Origin of the sequence: Polaromonas sp. AET17H-212 (assembly GCF_002379085.1) — a bacterium.
In the GTDB taxonomy this organism is placed as follows: Bacteria; Pseudomonadota; Gammaproteobacteria; order Burkholderiales; family Burkholderiaceae_C; genus Polaromonas.
Genome location: NZ_NBZW01000004.1, coordinates 23,015 through 40,678, shown reverse-complemented (window position 1 = coordinate 40,678; position 17,664 = coordinate 23,015). Strand labels below are relative to the sequence as shown.

The 17,664-nt window shown below is 63.5% G+C and carries 19 protein-coding genes; 7 read left to right on the top strand and 12 right to left on the bottom strand.

What is annotated here, in order from left to right:
• Position 1: 1 nt before the first annotated feature.
• From B7G53_RS05520 to xth, 5 genes are read left to right on the top strand one after another with little or no spacing between them, the layout of a single operon-like run.
• Positions 2 to 835: a thymidylate synthase gene (locus tag B7G53_RS05520; protein WP_176491293.1), complete on the top strand. Its 834-nt coding sequence runs from the start codon at positions 2 to 4 to the stop codon at positions 833 to 835.
• Positions 836 to 843: 8 nt separating this feature from the next.
• Positions 844 to 1,248, top strand: coding sequence for a FosX/FosE/FosI family fosfomycin resistance hydrolase (fosX, locus tag B7G53_RS05515; RefSeq protein ID WP_096664758.1), 405 nt, complete (start codon positions 844 to 846; stop codon positions 1,246 to 1,248).
• Positions 1,245 to 1,748, top strand: coding sequence for a dihydrofolate reductase (locus B7G53_RS05510; RefSeq protein ID WP_096664755.1), 504 nt, complete (start codon positions 1,245 to 1,247; stop codon positions 1,746 to 1,748). Before fosX ends, B7G53_RS05510 begins: the two co-directional genes overlap by 4 nt.
• A gap of 1 nt (position 1,749) precedes the next feature.
• On the top strand, positions 1,750 to 2,334 hold the full coding sequence (locus B7G53_RS05505; protein ID WP_096664752.1) for a DUF4337 domain-containing protein: 585 nt from the start codon (positions 1,750 to 1,752) through the stop codon (positions 2,332 to 2,334).
• 43 nt (positions 2,335 to 2,377) lie between these two features.
• A complete protein-coding gene (gene xth, locus B7G53_RS05500; RefSeq protein ID WP_096664749.1) occupies positions 2,378 to 3,169 on the top strand; it encodes an exodeoxyribonuclease III in 792 nt (263 codons plus the stop codon).
• Between the two features lie 41 nt (positions 3,170 to 3,210).
• On the opposite strand, the gene B7G53_RS05495 is transcribed toward xth, so the two are convergent.
• The 10 genes from B7G53_RS05495 to B7G53_RS05450 all read right to left on the bottom strand — a co-directional run bounded on the left by B7G53_RS05495 (position 3,211) and on the right by B7G53_RS05450 (position 13,505).
• Complete coding sequence (locus B7G53_RS05495; protein ID WP_096664746.1) at positions 3,211 to 3,474, bottom strand: HNH endonuclease; 264 nt, start codon at positions 3,472 to 3,474, stop codon at positions 3,211 to 3,213.
• Positions 3,475 to 3,631: 157 nt separating this feature from the next.
• On the bottom strand, positions 3,632 to 5,176 hold the full coding sequence (ntrC, locus tag B7G53_RS05490) for a nitrogen regulation protein NR(I) (RefSeq protein ID WP_096664744.1): 1,545 nt from the start codon (positions 5,174 to 5,176) through the stop codon (positions 3,632 to 3,634).
• Between the two features lie 48 nt (positions 5,177 to 5,224).
• Entirely contained in the window at positions 5,225 to 6,325 is a 1,101-nt protein-coding gene (gene glnL, locus B7G53_RS05485; RefSeq protein WP_096664741.1) for a nitrogen regulation protein NR(II), read from the bottom strand.
• 16 nt (positions 6,326 to 6,341) lie between these two features.
• Positions 6,342 to 6,863, bottom strand: a complete 522-nt coding sequence (locus tag B7G53_RS05480; RefSeq protein ID WP_096664738.1) for a hypothetical protein — start codon at positions 6,861 to 6,863, stop codon at positions 6,342 to 6,344.
• A 148-nt stretch (positions 6,864 to 7,011) separates the two neighbouring features.
• Positions 7,012 to 8,427, bottom strand: coding sequence for a type I glutamate--ammonia ligase (gene glnA, locus B7G53_RS05475; RefSeq protein ID WP_096664736.1), 1,416 nt, complete (start codon positions 8,425 to 8,427; stop codon positions 7,012 to 7,014).
• 235 nt (positions 8,428 to 8,662) lie between these two features.
• Positions 8,663 to 9,487, bottom strand: a complete 825-nt coding sequence (locus B7G53_RS05470) for a competence/damage-inducible protein A (RefSeq protein WP_096665113.1) — start codon at positions 9,485 to 9,487, stop codon at positions 8,663 to 8,665.
• A gap of 16 nt (positions 9,488 to 9,503) precedes the next feature.
• Positions 9,504 to 10,430: an EI24 domain-containing protein gene (locus B7G53_RS05465; RefSeq protein WP_096664733.1), complete on the bottom strand. Its 927-nt coding sequence runs from the start codon at positions 10,428 to 10,430 to the stop codon at positions 9,504 to 9,506.
• A 202-nt stretch (positions 10,431 to 10,632) separates the two neighbouring features.
• Positions 10,633 to 11,601, bottom strand: coding sequence for a sterol desaturase family protein (locus tag B7G53_RS05460; RefSeq protein WP_176491292.1), 969 nt, complete (start codon positions 11,599 to 11,601; stop codon positions 10,633 to 10,635).
• A 4-nt stretch (positions 11,602 to 11,605) separates the two neighbouring features.
• Positions 11,606 to 12,454: a polysaccharide deacetylase family protein gene (locus tag B7G53_RS05455; RefSeq protein ID WP_255249917.1), complete on the bottom strand. Its 849-nt coding sequence runs from the start codon at positions 12,452 to 12,454 to the stop codon at positions 11,606 to 11,608.
• A gap of 52 nt (positions 12,455 to 12,506) precedes the next feature.
• Complete coding sequence (locus tag B7G53_RS05450; RefSeq protein WP_369680271.1) at positions 12,507 to 13,505, bottom strand: YVTN family beta-propeller repeat protein; 999 nt, start codon at positions 13,503 to 13,505, stop codon at positions 12,507 to 12,509.
• Positions 13,506 to 13,599: 94 nt separating this feature from the next.
• On the opposite strand from B7G53_RS05450, the gene B7G53_RS05445 reads away from it, so the two are divergent.
• Both B7G53_RS05445 and B7G53_RS05440 read left to right on the top strand, forming a co-directional pair.
• On the top strand, positions 13,600 to 14,379 hold the full coding sequence (locus B7G53_RS05445) for an alpha/beta fold hydrolase (protein ID WP_096664730.1): 780 nt from the start codon (positions 13,600 to 13,602) through the stop codon (positions 14,377 to 14,379).
• A gap of 524 nt (positions 14,380 to 14,903) precedes the next feature.
• Positions 14,904 to 15,617 (top strand): hypothetical protein, encoded by a 714-nt coding sequence (locus B7G53_RS05440; protein WP_096664727.1) that lies wholly within the window; start codon positions 14,904 to 14,906, stop codon positions 15,615 to 15,617.
• 471 nt (positions 15,618 to 16,088) lie between these two features.
• On the opposite strand, the gene B7G53_RS05435 is transcribed toward B7G53_RS05440, so the two are convergent.
• The gene (locus B7G53_RS05435) at positions 16,089 to 16,721 is read right to left on the bottom strand and encodes a molybdopterin-dependent oxidoreductase (RefSeq protein ID WP_096664724.1); all 633 of its coding nucleotides are present in this window, start codon (positions 16,719 to 16,721) and stop codon (positions 16,089 to 16,091) included.
• A gap of 114 nt (positions 16,722 to 16,835) precedes the next feature.
• Complete coding sequence (locus tag B7G53_RS05430) at positions 16,836 to 17,576, bottom strand: pseudouridine synthase (RefSeq protein WP_096665101.1); 741 nt, start codon at positions 17,574 to 17,576, stop codon at positions 16,836 to 16,838.
• Positions 17,577 to 17,664 lie beyond the last annotated feature (88 nt).

Here is a 17,664-nt window from a genome sequence, read left to right as displayed (position 1 = left end):
CGTGTCGCCCCGCCCTATCCGCTCCCAGTACGAGCATTTCATGCGCCATGTGGACACCCATGGCGTGTTCAAGGCCGACCGCACCGGCACCGGCACCAAAAGCGTGTTCGGCTACCAGATGCGTTTTGACCTCAACGAAGGCTTCCCGCTGGTGACCACCAAGAAGGTCCACCTCAAGTCCATCGTGCACGAACTGCTGTGGTTTCTGCAAGGGTCGAGCGACAACAACTGGCTGAAGGCCCGCGGCGTCACCATCTGGGACGAGTGGGCGCGCGAAGACGGTAGCCTGGGCCCGGTCTACGGCGTGCAGTGGCGCAGCTGGCCCACGCCGGACGGCGGCCACATCGACCAGATCGCCGAAGTCATCCAGACCCTGAAAACCAACCCCGACTCGCGCCGCATCATCGTCAGCGCCTGGAACGTGGCCGATCTGTCGAAGATGGCGCTGATGCCCTGCCATGCGTTTTTCCAGTTTTACGTGGCCCCGGCCACCGAGCCGGGCGGCAAGGGCAAGCTCAGCTGCCAGCTCTACCAGCGCAGCGCCGACATTTTCCTCGGCGTGCCCTTCAACATCGCCAGCTACGCCCTGCTGACCCACATGGTGGCGCAGCAGTGCGACCTGGACGTCGGCGATTTCATCTGGACCGGCGGCGACTGCCACATCTACAGCAACCACGCCGAGCAGGTGGCGCTGCAACTGAGCCGCGCACCCTTCCCCTACCCGACGCTCAACATCAAGCGCAAGCCCGCTTCGATCTTCGATTACGAGTTCGAAGACTTCGAGTTCCTCGAGTACGAACACCATCCGGCGATCAAGGCGCCTGTCGCGGTATAGGGACGTTTATGCCTGTCCAGGGCGTCAGCCACATCACCTTCATTGTGCGAGACCTTGATCGTATGGCACTGTTTCTTTGCGAGGGCCTGGGTGCGAAAGAGGTCTACGACAGCAAGGCCAGGAATTTTTCGCTGTCACGGGAAAAATTTTTCATGCTTGGCGACACCTGGCTGGTAGCCATGGAGGGCGACCCACCGGCCGAGCGCAGCTACCGGCACCTGGCATGGAAGGTGGAAGCAAGCGAGCTGCCCGGCTTTGAAACCCGGCTGCGCGCCATAGGCGCGGAGGTTCGTCCGGCCAGGCCGCGCGTCCCCGGGGAGGGCCAATCGCTTTATTTTTACGATTTCGACAACCACCTGTTTGAGCTGCACACAGGAACACTTGAAGAACGGCTCAGGCAGTACAACTCATGACCTCTCCCCGCATCAACCTCATCTACGCCCGCGCGGCCAACGGCGTGATCGGCAAGGACGGCGTCATGCCCTGGCATCTGCCGGAAGACCTGGCGCACTTCAAGCAGCTGACCCAGGGCTGTCCGGTTCTCATGGGCCGCAAGACCTGGGACTCGCTGCCGCCGAAATTCCGTCCGCTGCCGGGGCGGACCAACATCGTGATCACGCGGCAAGCGGACTGGCAGGCCGAAGGCGCGCAGCGCGCCGGAAGCCTCGAAGAAGCCCTGCAGCTGGCCGGACCGGCGCCCGAGGCCTGGATCATCGGTGGTGCGCAGATCTATGCGCAGGCCGAGCCGCTGGCCAGCCGCGCCGAGGTCACCGAGATTGCGCAGGACTTTGCAGGGGATGCCCTGGCGCCGGTGCTGGGCCCGGCATGGGCGGAAACCGCCAGAGATGACCACACGTCGCCAACCGGCCTGAAGTTCAGTTTCATCACTTACAACAAACAAAGGAAAACTTGATATGTCAGGAGCAGGATTTCACGTGCATGGGCCGCACGACCACGAACTGGAGCACGCCGCGCAGGGCGGGCACGACAAAGGCGGCGGCATGATCGCGCAGATCGCCGTGGTGACGGCCATCATTGCCACCGTCGGTGCCATTTTTTCCTACATGGGCGGGGCCACCCAGGCCAACGCGGGCCTGTATAAAAACAACGCAGCGATCAAGAAGACCGAAGCGTCGAACCAATGGAATTACTTTCAGTCCAAAAGCACCAAGCAATCGCTGGCCGAATTTGCGCGCGACCTGGCGCCTGACGACAAGAAGGTCGCCTACCAGGGCAAGATTGACCGCTACGAAAGCGAGAAAAACGAGATCAAGGCGGTCGCCGAAAAACTCGAATCCGAGGCGACCGCCTGGGACAAGTCGTCCGACGAACAAATGCACCTCCATCACCGCTGGGCGCAAGCGACCACCGTGCTGCAGGTGTCTATCGCCCTGGCGGCAATCGCCCTGCTGACGCGCAAGAAGTGGCTGGAGTACGGCATGTTCGCACTCGCCGGCGTGGGCCTGCTGGTAGGCGCCCTGGCATTGCTCCATATTTGATAGCTACGCACGCCCGTATTCAAAGGGCTGGAACACAAAAAGCATGAAAATCGCGACCTGGAATGTAAACTCGCTCGCGGTGCGCCTGCCGCAGGTGCTCGACTGGCTGGCCGCCAACCCGGTGGATGCCTTGTGCCTGCAGGAACTCAAGCTCAGCGACGACAAGTTTCCACTGGAGGCTTTGGCGGCTGCCGGTTACCAGTGCGCCGTCTTCGGGCAGAAGACCTACAACGGCGTGGCCATCCTGAGCCGCACACCGCCTCGGGACATCGTCAAAAACATCAACGGGTTCAGCGACGAGCAGTCGCGCGTGATTGCCGCGACGCTGGACACGCCGCAAGGCGAGTTGCGGCTGGTCAATGGCTATTTCGTCAACGGCCAGGCGCCCGGCACCGACAAGTTCGAGTACAAGCTGCGCTGGCTGGACGGCCTGCGCACCTGGCTCAAGGCTGAACTCGCGGCCCACCCCAGGCTGGTGGTGGTGGGTGACTTCAACATCACGATGGACGACCGCGACACCTATGACGCCGAGGGCCTGCGCGAAACCATCCACCACACGACCGAAGAGCGCGAGCACCTGAAAGGGCTGCTGGGGCTGGGCCTGCACGATGCTTTCCGGCTGTTCGAGCAGCCGGAGAAAAGTTACTCGTGGTGGGACTACCGCGAGTTCGCCTTCCGCCGCAACCGCGGCCTGCGCATTGACTACATCCTGATCAGCGACACGCTCAAACCCGCCGTGAAGAGCTGCGTGATCGACAAGCTGCCGCGCAAAAACGAACGGCCCAGCGACCATGTGCCGGTGATTGCCGAGTTCGATTTGCTATCTAAAGCGTAGCTACCTGCACCCACCAGCAAAGGGGCGCAGCCCGTTTTGGCCTACGAGCGGCGCTGCACCTGCCCGGGAGACTGCGCCGATTCGGCCACCTTCCCCAGCGCATGCCGCTGGCCGTTGCAGACCTCATGGCTGATGGCCAGGTTCTCCGCGTGGCTGTTGCCGCCTTCGCTCAGGGGCCGGATGTGCTCCAGCGTGGCAGCGGCCGGCAACACATGTTCACCGCAGACCCAGCACGGCACCTGGCCATGCAGCTGGCGCGCCACGGTTTTGTAGATCTTGTCGCGGGTCAGTGCTAAGCGGCTCATGGCAGGACTTTAAATCAAGGGAGGCGTCCATGCGGTCAGCGACGGTAGCGCCTCTTCAACCAAGCAGGGGCCGCGGGTCCGGCTTTGCCGGCCCGCAGGCGCAGCGGCCCCCTCGGGGGGCAGGGAGCTACACGCAGTGAGCGACCGTGGGGGCCAGTCACTCCAGATTGAGCTCCTGGATCTTGCGCGTGATGGTGTTGCGGCCTATGCCCAGCTTCTGCGCGGCTTCGATGCGGCGCCCGCGCGTGTTGAGCAGCGCCGTCTGGATCAGCTTCGACTCGAAGCGCCGGGTCAGCACATCCCACACGTCGCTGCGCCCGGTCGCCAGCAAGGCCATGGCTTCGGCCTCGAGCCCGCTTTCCCAGCTGCTGCCGTTGGCAGCCATGGGTTGGCTGCCCGCCTCTGCGGGCAGCACCGCGGCGCCGGCATGCGCAGCGTCAGGCGCGGCGGCCCGCGGCAACTCGGCCGGCATGGACAAAGGCCGCTGCGGCGCCGTGCCGCCTTCGATGGGCACCGGCGCCCTGCCCGGTTCGGGCACGGCTCCCAGCACCTCGGGCGGCAGGTCCTTGGCTTCGATGACCTGGGCCGGCGCCATCACGGTCAGCCAGTGGCAGATGTTCTCGAGCTGGCGCACATTGCCGGGAAAACTGAAGGTGCTCAGTTGCTGCAGGGCCGCATCGGAGATGCGCTTGGGCTCCACGCCGAGCTGCTTGGCGCTTTGCTGCAAAAAGTGGCGCGTCAGCATGAACACGTCTTCGCGCCGCTCGCGCAGCGCCGGCAGGCGCAGGCGGATCACGTTGAGGCGGTGGAACAGATCTTCCCGGAAACCGCCCTCCTTCACGCGCTGCTCCAGGTCCTGGTGCGTCGCGGCGATCACGCGCACATTGGTCTTGACGGCGTTGTGGCCGCCGACGCGGTAGAAATTGCCGTCGCTGAGCACGCGCAACAGCCGCGTCTGCAGGTCAAACGGCATGTCGCCGATTTCGTCGAGGAACAGCGTGCCACCGTCGGCCTGCTCGAAACGGCCGCGGCGCATGGTCTGCGCGCCGGTGAAAGCGCCGCGCTCATGGCCGAACAGTTCGGACTCGAGCAGGTCTTTCGGGATGGCGGCCGTGTTGATGGCCACAAACGGCCCGTTGGCACGCGGTGAATGTTTGTGCAGCGCACGCGCCACCAGTTCCTTGCCGGAACCGGACTCGCCGGTGATCATCACCGTCACCATGCTCTGGCTCAGGCGGCCAATGGCGCGAAACACGTCCTGCATGGCCGGCGCCTGGCCCAGCATTTCGGGCGTGGCGGCCATGCGTTCCTCGGCCACTTCCTCACGCTGGCTTTCCTCGACGGCGCGGCGGATCAGCTCCACCGCCTTGGGCAGGTCGAAGGGTTTGGGCAGGTATTCGAAAGCACCGCCCTGGAAGGCCGACACGGCGCTGTCCAGATCGGAGAAGGCCGTCATGATGATGACCGGCAAGCCGGGCAGTTTTTCCTTGACCTTCTCGAGCAGGTCCAGGCCCGAGCCGCCGGGCATGCGGATGTCGCTGACCAGGATCTGCGGTCCGTCTTCTTCGGTGGCACTTTCCAGTGCGCTGAGCACCTCGCGCGGGTTGGTGAAACTGCGCGTCGGCAGGCCTTCACGCAGCAAGGCTTTTTCCAGCACAAACCGGATGGACTGGTCGTCATCCACAATCCAGATCGGTTTCATGTTTTCGTCCCTTTGGTACTACCGGTTATCTGTGAAAGACAACGAATGTCAAGGCAGAGGAATCAGCAACTTGAAATCCGTGCGGCCGGGGACGCTCTCGCACTCAATCAAGCCGTGGTGTTGCTGAACAAAGGTTTGCGCCAATGTCAGCCCCAGTCCGGAACCGCCTTCGCGCCCTGAGATCAGGGGATAGAAGATGCGGTCCTTGATGGAGTCCGGAACGCCCGGTCCATTGTCGATAACATGCAATTCCAATGCCAAGCGATAGCGCTGCTTGCCAAAAGTTACCTGCCGGGCAATTCTCGTCCTGAAAGTGATCTGCGCGTCCCCCGCGGCCACACGCTCGACGAGCGCCTGCGCAGCGTTGTGCGTGATGTTGAGCACCGCCTGGATCAGTTGTTCGCGGTCACCGCGGAAGTCGGGAATCGAGATGTCATAGTCGCGCATGACGCGCAGGCCGCGCGGAAACTCCGCCAGGATCAGCGAGCGGACCCGTTCGCACACCTCATGGATGTTGACGTCGCCCACCAGGTGCGGGCGACGGTGCGGTGCCAGCAGCCGGTCCACCAGGGACTGCAGGCGATCGGCCTCATGAATGATGACCTGGGTGTACTCGGTCAGCTCTTTGGACTCGATCTCCATCTGCAGCAGCTGCGCCGCGCCGCGGATGCCGCCCAGCGGGTTCTTGATCTCGTGCGCCAGGTTGCGGATCAACTCCTTGTTGGCCTGGGCCTGATCGATCAGGCGCTCCTCGCGGTCCTGCTTGGCCTGCTGCTCGAGCGGCAGCAACTCCACGATGGCCTCGCCCGGTGTGTCGGTCTGCGCCACCACCACATGCACGGGCATGGGTTCGCGGTTCAGCGGCTTGAGCCAGGCGTCGTAACGCAGCGCGGCAAATTCATTGCTGCCCGCGCCTTCAAGTGCGTTGTGCAGAATGGCCGGCTCGGTGAAGCAGTCGGGGAGCTGGGAGCCTTCGATGGTGCGGCGCGAGGTGCCCAGCGCGTCTTCGAGCGCCGCGTTGGCAAACACCACCACACCGCTGGTGCGCACCACGGCGACCAGTGTGGCCAGCAGGTCAAAGGACTGGAAACGGGGGGTGGCCGGAGCGGCGGCGGGCGCGGAAAGAATGGGCTTTTTCAAGCCTTCCATTCTGACGCAGAACGGGTTACTGACGGACGATGTTTACCGGCAAACGGGAAATTTCACGCTTCAGGCCGGCGATGTCGCTCTCGTGGCGGGCGATGCTTTCCTTCATTTCAGCCACACGGTCCAGGTAGCGCTGGTAATTGCGCCCTTCGATGCCTTGCTTCTCCGGCTGGCCGTTGTTGTACTCTTTTTGCTGCTCGGCGAGCCGGAGCTCGGCCTTTTTGAGTTCGGACTCCAGGATGGCGCGTGTGTCGCTGTCCCGGGCGCGTTGCGCGTCGTTGCCCGCGGCAGGCGATGCCTGCGCCGCTGCCGCCACACGCACCGCAGCAGGTCGGCTCTGCGGCATGGTCTGGACCACCGTCACATTGCCGCCTTCAATCTGCCTGCAGCCCCGCGACTGCGCATCCTTGGCGTTGTTGATGTATTCGGGCGCAGCGCCTTCCTTGCCGCCGCAGCGGTAGATGCGCTCCTGCGCAAGCGCAGCAGAGACGCTGCCGGCGAGAAGTAGGGTCGAAATTGAAAGAAGTACTGTAGGTTTCATGCGTAACCCCAAGCGCCTGTTAGGGCAAGGACGGTCTGTCAGTATCACGCAAAGGTGTCAAAAAGCAAAATGGGCTACCAGATAACCATGCGGTCCAATGAAAAAGGACGGCTTTCGCCGTCCTTTTTTGACCACAGACTGTAAAAAATTACAGTGAATAGTACATGTCGAACTCGATCGGGTGGGTGGCCTGACGCAAACGCGTGACCTCGCCCATTTTCAGCTCGATGTAGGCGTCGATCATGGAATCGGTGAACACACCGCCCTTGGTCAGGAAGCTGCGGCCCACGTCGAGGCAGTCCAGCGCCTGGTCCAGGCTGTGGCACACGGTTGGCACTTTCGCATCTTCCTCGGGCGGCAGATGGTACAGGTCCTTGGTGGCGGCTTCGCCGGGATGGATCTTGTTTTCCACGCCATCGAGACCAGCCATCATCAGGGCTGCAAAGCCGAGGTAGGGGTTCATCAGTGGATCGGGAAAACGCGCCTCGATGCGGCGGCCCTTGGGGTTGGCCACGTAAGGAATGCGGATCGATGCCGAGCGGTTTTTCGCCGAGTAAGCCAGCTTGACCGGTGCCTCGTAACCAGGCACCAGGCGCTTGTAGCTGTTGGTGCCGGGGTTGGTGATGGCGTTCAGCGCGCGTGCGTGCTTGATGATGCCGCCGATGTAGTACAGCGCAAAGTCCGACAGGCCGGCGTAGCCGTCGCCGGCAAACAGGTTTTTGCCGTCTTTCCAGATCGACTGGTGCACGTGCATGCCGGAGCCGTTGTCGCCAACGATGGGCTTGGGCATGAAGGTGGCGGTTTTGCCGTAGGCATTGGCCACGTTCTGCACCACGTACTTGAGGATCTGCGTCCAGTCGGCGCGCTGCACCAGCGTGCTGAACCGGGTGCCGATTTCGTTCTGGCCGGCGCCCGCCACTTCGTGGTGGAACACTTCAACCGGGATGCCCAGCGATTCGAGGATCAGGGACATCTCGGCGCGCATGTCCTGCGTGCTGTCGACCGGTGGCACCGGGAAATAGCCACCCTTGACGGTGGGACGGTGGCCGCGGTTGCCGCCTTCGAGTTTGGCGCCCGAATTCCAGGGGGCTTCGTACTCTTCGATCTTGAAGAAGGTGCCCGACATGTCGGTGTTCCAGCGCACGTCGTCGAAGATGAAAAATTCAGGCTCGGGGCCAAAATAGGCGGTGTCGCCCAGGCCGGAAGCCTTCAGGTAGGCCTCGGCGCGCTGTGCGATGGAGCGCGGGTCGCGGTCATAGGCCTTGCCGTCGCTGGGTTCCAGCACGTCGCAGCTCATGAACAGCGTGGTTTCTTCGAAGAACGGGTCGATGTTGGCCGTCTTCGGGTCAGGCATCAACTGCATGTCGGAAGCTTCAATGCCTTTCCAGCCGGCAACAGAAGAGCCGTCAAAGGCATGGCCCGAAGTGAATTTGTCTTCGTCAAAGTGGGACACGGGCACGGTCACGTGCTGCTCTTTGCCCCGGGTGTCGGTAAAACGGAAGTCAACAAACTTGACTTCGTTTTCCTTGACCATTTTCATGACGTCTGCGACGGTCTTTGCCATCAGAATCTCCTGTTGCTGGATGGTGGTTAAAAAATTGTTTCGGCGTGGTCGAATGCACTTTTTGTGCCAAACCTCCCTCGCGGGTGTTTGCCGGTGATTTAAAGCCAAGCCCCTGATTGTGCCGTCATCCGCCCCTCGTTTGGGCAGCACCGGATGCGCAAAACCGCAAAAGGAGCGAGAAAATTAATGCACCACAAAAGTGCCAAGCAGAAATGCACTTTATCGGTGCAATTAATTAGCGCACCAATTCGGGGCCAAGCTTGGCGTTAAAAGTGTGCAGGCCCTCGATAAGCGCCGGATAGGCGGCACTCACGGCATCGGGTGCGCCCTTGACGCCCAGCTCGATGTGCCGGCCATATTCGGGGTGGTCCACACTTGGCAAACTGAACACTTTGACCCCGCTGTGGCGGGCCTCGATGTCGAGCATCAGCGGCGTCAACGCAGCCTCCATGGACCCCATCACGATCACCGACTTTTCCGCGTAGGCCAATTTTTGGTGCAAGCCGGCATAGTGCGTGTCCAGCAGCCACGCCACCATTGGCCAGGCCATGACAGGGAATCCAGGAACGAAGTGGACGGCGCCCGCCCCCGCCTGGACACTGAAGCCCGGAATCTTGTTGTAGGGGTTGGGAATGATCTCGGCGCCTGCCGGAAACATGCCCATGTTCAGGCGGTGGATGTTGTCGTGCCGGTCCGGTTCATAGGGCACGCCCTGCTCCTTGGCGATGTCCTGCATGCGCTCCCGGATCAGGCGCTCGGCCTCGGGGTGCAGCGCCAGCGCCACACCCAGCGCGCGCGCAGCGCACTGGCGGGTGTGATCGTCCGGCGTGGCACCAATGCCGCCGGTGCAGAAAACCACATCGCCCGTGGCGCGTGCAGCGGCGAAGGCGCGCGCCAGCGTGGCCGTGATGCGTTCGGGGTCGTCGCCCACGTAGTCGGCATAACTGAGCGGCAGGCCGCGCGCGGCCAGCAGTTCAATCACCTTGGGCAGGTGTTTGTCGGCGCGTTTGCCCGACAGGATTTCGTCGCCGACGATGATGAGTCCGAAGTGTGTGGTCATGGAAAAAACAGGAAAGTCAGGGCAGGAAACCGGGCTGGCCACCCGGCGCGCCCAGTGTCGGCGCAGGCCCCGCAGGGCCTGCGGGCAGGACGTCATCCGCTATTTTTTCAATAGCATCCCGCGCAAGGGGATCGGGGACCAGGGCATTGTTCTGCTTGCGAAGCTGCTCCAGCGCCGCCAGGCAGTAATGGGAAAACCAGAGGGATGAAAAAGCAAACACGAGCGTGTAGATCCAGATCGCCACCGGCACCAGGATGGGCGCCATGGCGACAAACATCGCCCCTGAGGCCCAGATCAGGCTGGGCGCGGCGCCCAGGTAGCCGCTGAGCACGCCGATGCCCAGCAGGCTGCCCCGGTGGCGGCGAAAGATCTCGCGCCGCTCTTCGGCACTCGCATGATCGACCAGCGCGTCGTAGGCCATCACGCGGTAGGTCAGCCAGCCCCAGATCAGCGGCGGCAGGATCAGTATCAGCGGCGGGACCAGCCACAGCGGCATCGAGACGACCAGCGCAATGGCCGCCAGCAGGGTGGAGCTGAGCGACCAGAACAGGCTGGCCACGAGCGAGCCGCCCTTTTTGCGCTCCAGCAGTGGAAAGCGGCGCTCGGCCACCAGCGCCACCATGGCCGGCGTCATCAGCATCGCGACAAACAGCAGCGCGGCAATCACGATCACCGGGATGGCCATGAAAAGCAGCAGCGCCGGCGCCAGCACCACCCGCAGGTTGCCCAGCCCCAGGCCCTCGAGCCAGCGCACCATGGTGCTCAGCAGCTCATAACTTTCCAGGCCACTGCGCACGGCGGCCAGGGCGTCTTCCCAGAAAAAATAGCCGAGCCCGAGCGAGATGACGCCCATGATGATCAGCGGCAAGAACGACAGCGCAATCACCCGGGGGTGCAGGCAGTACATGGTTGCGCGCCAGAAGGCGTCGAGAAGCTTGTTCATGAAAGAAGTGTAGCCCCCACGGTCGCTCACTGCGTGTAGCTCCCTGCCCCCCGAGGGGGCCGCTGCGCCTGCGGGCCGGCGAAGCCGGACCCGCGGCCCCTGCTTGCACAGAGGTGCCTTCGCGGACGCCTCTTTCTCCGTTCGTCGTGAGCTTGTCGAAGGATGCACCCGGAAGGCCGCTGCGCCTGAGTCCTTGCTGGAATCAGGCGCGGCCGACCAGCCGCTTCAGCCCCAGCCACTGCTGCGACCAGAACCCGCGGCCGTAGTCGCGCGACTGCTCGACCTGGTCGCGTACGCCGGTCGGGTCGTAACGCTGCTCGAAGTTGGCGGTGCCGAAAAACACGTCCCACCAGGGCAGCAAGACCCCGAAGTTGTGGCCCCTGGCGGTGTTTTTTCCCGCCGGCTCATGGCCGGTGCCTATGCTGTGGTGCATCCGGTGGAAACGCGGGCTGACCCACAGGCGCTCGCCCACCTGTCCGAACCAGAGCCGCACATTGGCATGCTGCAGGCTTTCGCTGAGCTGGGTCAGGGCCACGATGGCGATGAACTGCCCGGGCGCCACACCGATCAGCTGCGCGGCAATGACCATCAGCGTGTCCACCAGAATGTCGTCCAGCAGGTGGTTGCGGTTGTCGCTCCACATCGTCATCTGGCGCTGCGCGTGGTGCAGCGAGTGCAGGCGCCACCAGACATCCAGTTGGTGCTGGCCGCGGTGAATCCAGTAGCCCAGGAAGTCAAACGCCACCAGGTAGATCAGGAAGCTGGCCACCGCGCCATCGGTCACGCCGGGCCAGAGTTGGTCCAGGTGAAAGGTGCCGTAGCCGGCGGTGCGCAGGACACCAAACAGTTCGTCAAACACCGGCTCCAGCGTCAAAAACAAGGCGATGCGGAACAGGCCCAGTCGGTGGATCAGGGTGTAGAGGATGTCGGTGCGGATGGTTGCGCGGTCCCGCACCGGCTCCACCGGGCGCCAGCGCTGCAGCGGGCCGAACACCGCCAGCAGCACCAGGATCTGGATGACGCCGACCAGGAACCAGGCCGTCCCCAGGAAGGCGTCCTCCAGAAAGTTGGCCAGGCCCAGCGCGAACAGGGCCGGCTGCACCACGGCCTCGAACAGCCATTGCTGCACGGCAGAAAAACCGTTGCTCACCCCGTCGATCAAGCTGTCCATGGTGCTATTTTGCCGCGGGCGCCGTGGCGGGCCGGCTGGCAGCCACCCAGGCCTTGTAGTGCGGGTGCTCGCGCAGCGTCGCAAAACAGAAGCCGCGTTCTTTCAGCCCGACGATCAGCGGCTCCAGCACGGCGGGTGCCCAAGGGTCCTGGCGCGACCAGATGCCCAAGTGGGCCAGCAGAATGTCGCCCGGCCGGATATCGCGCAATGCCTTTTTCAGCAGCAGGTCGTTGGGGTAGGGGCCGCTGGGCAATTCGTCACCCAGAAAGCCGGCGGGCGACCAGCCCACATGCTCATAACCGCAGGTTTTGGCCGCCGCCAGCAAGGCCGGCGAGGTCTTGCCGCCCGGTGCCCGGAACAACGGCAGCGGCTTCCTGCCGGTGATGGCCTCCAGCCGCGCGCCGGCCCGGCCGATCTCTTCGCAGTACTGCGCGGCCGTCCAGGTGGCCTCCCGGCCTTCGGATGGACCGGCCGAGGGTTTGATCCGGAACTGCGTCGGCCCGCCCGTGGCCGGCCGCAGGTCGGCGCGCCAGTAGCTGTGGTCCCAGGTGTGGGAGGCGAATTCATGGCCTTCGGCGGCACGCGCCTTCCACCAGGGCGCCCAGGCCGTCCCCAGGCTGCCATCCCCGGTTTTTGTGCGCTCGTTGGCGGCAAAAAAAGTGACCTTGACCTGGTGTTTGTTGAGAATGTCCGCGATCAGCGGCGCCACCTCCATGTGACCGGTGTCCAGCGTCAGGTAGACCGGCTTGCCGGGCTTGCCTTGAGCATCAAAACAGCCCTCGGCCCATACCGGATGCGCGCCAACAGCTACTAAAAAAATAGCAAAAAACCCTCGCACCACGCCCCAGGTCAAGCCGCGCCCTGCAAGGCCTCGGGAGCTACACGCAGTGGGCAACCGTGGGGGCTCAATGGGTAGGGGCGTGATCCAGTGTCCAGACACCATGGGGGCTCTTTCCAACATTGACCTGGCGCACCACCTTGCGGCTGGCCATGTCGATCACCGTGAGTTTGCGCGCCCAGCGCGAGGTGACATAAATGAATTTTCCGTCCCGCGAGACATCCATGCAGTCGGGTCCGCCAGGCGCCGGGTAAACGTCCACCACGGCCATGGTCTGCAGGTCGATCTTGCTGATGGTGTTGCCCACCCGGTTGCTGACCAGCACATGGCGGCCGTCGCCCAGCGCGCGAAAGGCATGGGCACCCGCGCCAGTCTTGATGAGGCGGGTGCGCTGCGGCTGCTTGCCGCTGACGTCGTAAACCTCGACCGCGTCGCTGCCGGTCAGTCCGACCAGCAGGAACTTGTCATCCGGCGTGCCGAACACGTCGGCGGGCGTCAGGCCCGTCGGCGTGCGCCACTTGATGGTCTGGGTGCCCAGGTCGATCGCGATCAGCTCGTCGCTGTCCTGCATCGACGAATACACGGTGGTGCTTTTGCTGTCTATCCACAAATGGCTGGGCGTCTTGCCGGTGGGGACACGCTTGACCAGGGTGACATCGGTGCCGTCCCAGCGGTAGATGTCGATGTGGTTGAGCCGGTTGGCCGCGGTGACAAACCACTTCATGTCGGGCGAAAAGCGCAGGTGGTAGGGATCGATGATGCCGCGCACCACGCGCTGGACCTCGGCGGTCCGGGGGTCGATGAAAGTCAGCGTGTCTGAAAGCGCATTGGCCACGATCACCGACTTCTCGTCAGGCGTGAGGTACAGGTGGTGTGGCTGCTTGCCGGTGGGAATGCGCCGGGTTTCCGTCCAGTCGGCCGGATTGATGACGCTGACGCTGTCACTGAGTGAGTTGAGCACCAGCAGGGGCATGGTCTGGCTCTGGGTCTGGGCCAAGGCCGGGACAGCGGCTGCGCCCAGGCAGGTACACAGGACGGCGGCAAACAAACGGAGGGGGAAATTCACGCAATGGCTTTCTTCAGACAACCAGCAAGTGTACCGGCAGGCCTTTTTTAACGCGCCAGGAGCCCGGTCCGCTTACATCCCTTACGATCTGCTGATGAATTGGGTAGAGATAGCCGGCACACGGCTTGAAGTGCAGTCCATCGCCGGTTCGGCCGGCTTGGCACCGCTTGTTTTCCTGCACGAAGGCCTGGGTTCGGTCAGCCTGTGGACCCAGCGTGGCCGCAGCTGGCCGCAAGCGGTCTGCCAGGCCACGGGCCGCGCCGGCCTGGTGTATTCGCGGCGCGGCTACGGCCAGTCCGACCCCGTGCCCGATGTGCGCGGCGCCGGCCGCCTGGCGCCCGACTACATGCACCGCGAAGCGTGGGAGGTATTGCCGGCCCTGCTGGCCAGCCAGGGCATCGCCCAGCCCGTGCTGCTGGGCCACTCGGACGGCGCCAGCATCGCCCTGCTCCACGCGAGCCGGCACCCGGTGAGCGCCGCCATCGTCATGGCGCCGCACCTGATGGTCGAGGATGTCGCGGTGCAAGCCATTGCCCAGGCCACCGCGGCATTCGAGTCTGGCGGACTGCGCGAGCGCCTGGCCCGCCACCATGCCGATGTGGACAGCGCTTTCTGGCAATGGAACGACGTCTGGCTGTCGCCCGGTTTTCGCAGCTTTGACATCCGGCCCGACTGCCGGCGCATCCGTGCGCCGCTGCTGGCCATTCAGGGGCTGGGCGACGAATACGGCACCCTGGCGCAACTCGACGAACTGGCGCTGGCCGCGCCGCAGACCGAGCAACTGCGGCTGCCCGATTGCGGCCATTCACCGCAGCGCGACCAGCCCGACAGGACGCTGGAAGTCATTGCCGGCTTTTTGCAGCCCATGCGTTAACAGCGTGTCGGGCGGGGGGCTGGACAGCGGACATTGGCCTCAGCAAGGACCATGGCTGCCGGATTGGCGAGCCCATCACCGGTGATGGCACAAGGAGGCAATGAAAAATGGACGGCGGCGGCGGCGGCCGCTGCCCGACCGACCCGTCCCGAACCTGGCGGGTTGCAAGGCGCGCTGTCAAGTCAGTAGCCAATTGCGCCCGTTCGCCATTGGCTTCGAGCTGCCAAGACCAATGTCCAATGTGCTACCACCCCTGGCCAAAGCGCCCGTCCGAAGCGATGCGGGTCATGCGCCGACGGCCAGGGATTCCGGCCTACCTGTCGGTGGCCACGCGCCCAGAGTGACGGCCACAATGAAGCAAGCGCCCGACACCTTTTTACTATCCACACCACGAAATTCTTAAATACAAAGGGTTAGTTCCTATTTTTTTATGAGTAAGTTGTGATTATTTCTATTCCCAAGCGCGCAAATTAGGAGTAATGTTCAAACTGTAACCATAAGTAAGTATTCGGGGAGAATACAACATGACGGAAAATTCGCAATGGGCGTTGATCTGGCTGTCCCTGCTGGCAATGGTCAGCCTGTGGGTGGGATTGTGGCTACATTGGGCCGGGCTGGGGAAACGACGTATCCCGGCGCATTGGCCACTGCATGCGCGGGTACTGGTGAACGCGGAGGAATTGCGAATTTGGCACTGGCTGGCAGAAACCTTTGATGACCATCATGTGATGATCAAAATGCCGGTGACCCGCTTCACCCGGCCCAACGCCAGCGAAAACGGCCCGCACCTGTATGAGTTGCTCAAGAACACCAACTGCACTTTTTCAGTGTGTGCCAACAATGGCCACGTTGTCGGCTGTGTCGATGTGCCCAAGCCTTTTGGCCTCTCGCGAAAGAGCAGGATCCTGAAAGAAAATTTACTCGCGCAATGCGGTATTTCCTACATCGTGGTCAACCCCGGCCGGCTGCCCAGCCCGGCAGAAATTCGCAACGAATTCCTCGGTGAAGTGGCATCAAGAGCCAGGTACTTGAAGCGCGAGGAAGCCGCCGTGGAGGCCGCCCGCATCAACCTGAAAAAAACGCTGGTGCAGCAACGCCGCATGCGCGGCCTCAAACCCGCCAACGACGAGCATGGCAGTTCCAGCGGCATACCCAGTCAGTGGCACGACGCCTTCCTTATTCAGGCCAACAGCCGTCCGGCCGAATTGAGACACGCCAGCGGGTACCGGCTGAACTGAACCGGCGACGGTGCACGAAATGCGGTCAGGCTGCAATACTGGCCGGGTCCGGCGCCGACCGCAGGGTGTCAATGCTCGGGTAGCTACCGGGCTTTTGCGAACACCCGGAACCGGGCGGCCTGTGCCGCATCAGGCAGGACTTCCCATGGTATTTCCAGTCCCCGCGCTGGACCATGAACTTCAGTTCCCTAGCTACAAAATCCATAGCTGGTTTCGTACAGGGGGCGTCGGCTACAGCCACAAAATCCTGTTGAATCAAGCCGGCGCAGACGCGCCGCGTACCCAAGCCCCGGGAGAAAAGAATGTCCGGCAATGGCATGTTGTGCCACGCGCCTATTGCACCGGGCCGGACAGGGACAGGGTCTTGGCCAACCGCGCAACAGCCCCTCGGCTTTCGGGGGCCGCGGGCGTCTGGGTCAGCTTTTCCTGATCGGCGCAGCGGCCTCCGGCAAGCCTTGCCGCACCGCCCCTTCATCCTGTTTTTTTGTCCGGCTCGGGGGTGCAGCCACAGCCGTCGGTCACATCGATGTAATAGGTCGCCCAGGGACTCGAGGCAAAACGCGCAGACAGCGGCTTGGCTGCCGTGTCCGTAAACCGGTCCGCGTCGTAGACCACCCAGAGCGGGCCCAACCCGCCCAAGGCCAGTGGCCGGCCGTCGAGGTGGGTGGCCACGATCACCCGGTAGTGCGTGGCGTCGGCGGCCGGCCACTGGGCCGTGTAGCCGTCGACGGCATAAAGCTTGAACAAGGTCTGCGGCGTGATCGCGACGGCGCAGGCCTTTATGACGTCGGTCAGCAAGGGCCCCTTGAGCGTGTGCGGCTTGCCGTCGTATTCCAGGGTCGGCTGGATGGTGGCGGACGGCATCGCCACCAGGCTGGCAAAGTCGAACACCCGCGCCCTGGAGAAGCTGATGTTCTGCCGCACCAGCATACGGTCCATGGCCGGATCCAGCGCGCCCCGGTTGCCGCTGCCGATCAGCCCGCCCACCGTCAACAGCGTGGAGCTGCGGGAGCCACTGGGGGCGTGCTGCGCCAGGCTCAGCGAAGGCAGGGTCACCGCCCCGATGGCAGCGGCGCCCAGAAAGTGACGGCGATGGTTTTTCATGACGGCCCCCCGGTAGCATTTGTAGGTCTTTTTACAAAGAAATACAGCGTAACCGGGTGTTAGCCGCCGCTAACTGGGGTTTCTCCCGATCCGGCGCTAACGCGCGTCGCCTCCTCAGACCCTGGGTGCGCCGGCAATGGCCGCCAGGTCCTGCGCCGTCAACCAGCGCCACTGGCCGGGTTTCAGGTCGGCCGGCAGGTCCAGCGACCCGATGCGCGAGCGGTGCAAGCCCGCCACGTCTTCCACCCGGTTGCCCACCGCCGCAATCATGCGTTTGACCTGGTGGTACTTGCCCTCGGTGAGGGTCAGGCGCAAGGTCTGCTCGCCGGTTTTCTCGCAGGCTGCGGCGCGCACCGGCTTGGGGTCGTCGTCCAGCACCACGCCAGCCAGCAGCTTCTGGACCTGTTGGTCATCGACCGGGTGTTTGGCCGTGACGTCGTACACCTTGGGCACATGGTGTTTGGGTGAACTCATGCGGTGGATGAACTTGCCGTCGTCCGACAGCAGCAGCAGACCGGTGGTGTCCTGGTCCAGCCGCCCGACCGCCTGCACACCGGCCGCCGCCCCACCCCCGCGCTGGCGGATCGGCGCCGGCAGCAGGGTGTAGATGCTCGGGTAGGTGCTGGGTTTTTGCGAGCACTCGTAACCGGCCGGCTTGTGCAGCATCAGGTAGGCCTTCTCGTGGTATTCCCAGTCCACGCCCTGGACCGTGAACTTCAGCCCCTCCGCTACAAAATCCATAGCTGGCTCCGTACAGGGGACGCCGGCTACAGCCACAAAACCTTGTTGAATCAGGCCGGCGCAGACGCGCCGGGTGCCAAAGCCCTGGGAGAAAAGAATGTCCTGCAATTGCATGTTTTTTGCCATGCCCTTATTGTCGCCGGCCCGGACAGGGTCCTGGCCTACCGCGCAACAGCTCGTCGGCTTTCAGGGGCCGTCCGGA

What these genes read in the sequence shown, in the direction of transcription:
- B7G53_RS05465 (WP_096664733.1), bottom strand. Translation starts at nt 10,430, where the DNA reads ATGAACAAGCTTCTCGACGCCTTCTGGCGCGCAACCATGTACTGCCTG.
- glnL (WP_096664741.1), bottom strand. Translation starts at nt 6,325, where the DNA reads ATGGAAGGCTTGAAAAAGCCCATTCTTTCCGCGCCCGCCGCCGCTCCG.
- xth (WP_096664749.1), top strand. Translation starts at nt 2,378, where the DNA reads ATGAAAATCGCGACCTGGAATGTAAACTCGCTCGCGGTGCGCCTGCCG.
- B7G53_RS05440 (WP_096664727.1), top strand. Translation starts at nt 14,904, where the DNA reads ATGACGGAAAATTCGCAATGGGCGTTGATCTGGCTGTCCCTGCTGGCA.
- B7G53_RS05470 (WP_096665113.1), bottom strand. Translation starts at nt 9,487, where the DNA reads ATGACCACACACTTCGGACTCATCATCGTCGGCGACGAAATCCTGTCG.
- B7G53_RS05510 (WP_096664755.1), top strand. Translation starts at nt 1,245, where the DNA reads ATGACCTCTCCCCGCATCAACCTCATCTACGCCCGCGCGGCCAACGGC.
- B7G53_RS05495 (WP_096664746.1), bottom strand. Translation starts at nt 3,474, where the DNA reads ATGAGCCGCTTAGCACTGACCCGCGACAAGATCTACAAAACCGTGGCG.
- B7G53_RS05460 (WP_176491292.1), bottom strand. Translation starts at nt 11,601, where the DNA reads ATGGACAGCTTGATCGACGGGGTGAGCAACGGTTTTTCTGCCGTGCAG.
- fosX (WP_096664758.1), top strand. Translation starts at nt 844, where the DNA reads ATGCCTGTCCAGGGCGTCAGCCACATCACCTTCATTGTGCGAGACCTT.
- B7G53_RS05435 (WP_096664724.1), bottom strand. Translation starts at nt 16,721, where the DNA reads ATGAAAAACCATCGCCGTCACTTTCTGGGCGCCGCTGCCATCGGGGCG.
- B7G53_RS05430 (WP_096665101.1), bottom strand. Translation starts at nt 17,576, where the DNA reads ATGCAATTGCAGGACATTCTTTTCTCCCAGGGCTTTGGCACCCGGCGC.
- B7G53_RS05480 (WP_096664738.1), bottom strand. Translation starts at nt 6,863, where the DNA reads ATGAAACCTACAGTACTTCTTTCAATTTCGACCCTACTTCTCGCCGGC.
- B7G53_RS05505 (WP_096664752.1), top strand. Translation starts at nt 1,750, where the DNA reads ATGTCAGGAGCAGGATTTCACGTGCATGGGCCGCACGACCACGAACTG.
- ntrC (WP_096664744.1), bottom strand. Translation starts at nt 5,176, where the DNA reads ATGAAACCGATCTGGATTGTGGATGACGACCAGTCCATCCGGTTTGTG.
- glnA (WP_096664736.1), bottom strand. Translation starts at nt 8,427, where the DNA reads ATGGCAAAGACCGTCGCAGACGTCATGAAAATGGTCAAGGAAAACGAA.
- B7G53_RS05445 (WP_096664730.1), top strand. Translation starts at nt 13,600, where the DNA reads ATGAATTGGGTAGAGATAGCCGGCACACGGCTTGAAGTGCAGTCCATC.